Below are 1,724 nucleotides of genomic sequence, written 5' to 3'. Positions count from 1 at the left end.
CGGCGGGGATCAGACGCCGAGGTCCTTGATGAGCTTGGCGACATGGCCGGTGGCCCGGACGTTGTAGAGGGCGCGCTCGACCTTGCCCTGCTCGTCCACGATCACGGTGGAGCGGATGACCCCGGTGACGGTCCTGCCGTACATGGTCTTCTCGCCGAAGGCGCCGTAGGCGGCCAGGGTCTCCTTCTCCGGGTCGGCGAGCAGGGTGACCCGCAGGCTCTCCTTGTCGCGGAACTTCCCGAGCTTCTCCGGCTTGTCCGGCGAGATGCCGATGACGTCGTAGCCGGCGCCGGCCAGCAGGTCGAGGTTGTCGGTGAAGTCGCAGGCCTGCTTGGTGCAGCCCGGGGTGAGGGCGGCGGGGTAGAAGTAGACGATCACCTTGCGGCCCAGGTGGTCGGCGAGGGAGACATGCTTGCCGTCGGCGTCGGACAGGGTGAAGGCCGGGGCGGTGTCGCCGGGCTGGAGTCGCTCGCTCACGGGGGATTTCTCCTCGAGGTGGGATGCGGCCGTGCTATCAGGAAAGGTACTCCGTAGGCGGGGTGCCGCTGAGCACGGCGTCACCCGGCCTGACAGACTGTTCACCATCGGACGCAATCGGCACGGGTGAGTGAGGTGGCCCTCTTGGGCGAGGTCAGCACGAGAGGCGGCAGGAACGGGCGTACCACCGCCGAGATCGAGGCGTCGATCGCTGCGACTCGGAGCCGGCTGGCGGCCAATCTGGACGAGATCGCGGTGCGGGTGCACCCGTCCACGGTGGCGGCGCAGGCCAAGGCGCGGGCGGCCGCGACGGTGGACCGTACGGTGGGCCGGGCGTATGTGGCGGCCAACCGGGGTGTGGAGCGCGCGCGGCTGCAGTTCGTGGACGAGAAGGGCGCTCTGCGGCCGGAGCGGATCGCCGTGGCCGCGGCGGTGGGTGCGGCCGTGGTGGCGGGTCTGGTGCTGCTGCGCCGCCGCAAGTAGCGGCGGGCTTGCTGCGAGGGCCGGACCGGGCGGGTGCCCGGTCCGGCCCTCCGTTGTTGGGATGGTGCCGGGGGAAGGTATTTTCGGGGGTGTGAGCGAGATCAAGCGGAACGAGAACCTCGGCGAGAAGCTGCCGATCCGGATGCTGCACGACCGGGTGCTGGTGCGTACCGAGGGCGGGGAGGGCGAGCGCCGTTCCACCGGCGGCATCCTGATTCCGGCGACGGCTGAGCTGTCCAAGCGGTGCGCCTGGGCGGAGGCGGTGGCGGTGGGCCAGAACGTGCGGTCCATCGAGCCGGGTGACCGGGTGCTCTTCGACCCGGAGGACCGGGCCGAGGTGGAGGTGCGGGGCACCCTGTACGTGCTGCTGCGGGAGCGGGACATCCATGCGGTGGCGGCGGAGCGGATCGGGGACGCGGGGGGCAGCACGGGGCTGTATCTCTGAGGACCCGCGAGGCCCGGCGGCGGCGCACCGGCGGGGCTCTGCGTCCGGGAGGTTCCGGGACCGGGCAGGGCCGGGTGTGGTGCGCGGCTGCCGGAGGTGCGGTGGCCGCGCGGGGGAGGTCACTGGCCGGAGAAGGGGGTCTCCGGGTTGCCGGGGTCGCTGGGGCTGCCGCTGATGCCGCCGCCGGTGTCGTTGGCGCCGATGGAGCCGCCGTCGCCGCCGGAGGTTCCGGGTCCGCCGATGGTGCCGGCGTCGGTGCCCGCGAGGGTGCCGCCGATCAGGTTGCCGCCGCTGGGGAGGACCGAGGGCAGGCCGGTGT

General features: G+C 72.4%; 3 protein-coding genes and 1 pseudogene. 2 read left to right on the top strand and 2 right to left on the bottom strand.

Going from position 1 to position 1,724, the window contains the following annotated elements:
- Positions 1–9 precede the first annotated feature (9 nt).
- Positions 10–477: a thioredoxin-dependent thiol peroxidase gene (bcp, locus tag AOK09_RS32475; protein WP_055590807.1), complete on the bottom strand. Its 468-nt coding sequence runs from the start codon at positions 475–477 to the stop codon at positions 10–12.
- Positions 478–621: 144 nt separating this feature from the next.
- Between bcp and AOK09_RS32470 the strand changes: the two genes are divergently transcribed.
- Together AOK09_RS32470 and AOK09_RS32465 are read left to right on the top strand one after the other, a co-directional pair.
- Positions 622–960 carry a DUF3618 domain-containing protein gene (locus tag AOK09_RS32470; protein ID WP_055590806.1) on the top strand — a complete coding sequence of 113 codons (339 nt, stop codon included), beginning with the start codon at positions 622–624 and terminating at the stop codon, positions 958–960.
- Positions 961–1,102: 142 nt separating this feature from the next.
- The gene (locus tag AOK09_RS32465; protein WP_245687588.1) at positions 1,103–1,405 is read left to right on the top strand and encodes a GroES family chaperonin; all 303 of its coding nucleotides are present in this window, start codon (positions 1,103–1,105) and stop codon (positions 1,403–1,405) included.
- A gap of 119 nt (positions 1,406–1,524) precedes the next feature.
- On the opposite strand, the pseudogene AOK09_RS32460 reads toward AOK09_RS32465, so the two are convergent.
- Positions 1,525–1,724: pseudogene (locus AOK09_RS32460) on the bottom strand (hypothetical protein); the annotation flags it as partial.

Origin of the sequence: Peterkaempfera griseoplana (assembly GCF_001418575.1) — a bacterium.
GTDB classification, from domain to species: Bacteria; Actinomycetota; Actinomycetes; order Streptomycetales; family Streptomycetaceae; genus Peterkaempfera; species Peterkaempfera griseoplana.
The sequence above is the reverse complement of the archived record's forward strand: the minus strand, read 5'-3'. Positions and strand labels throughout refer to the sequence as shown.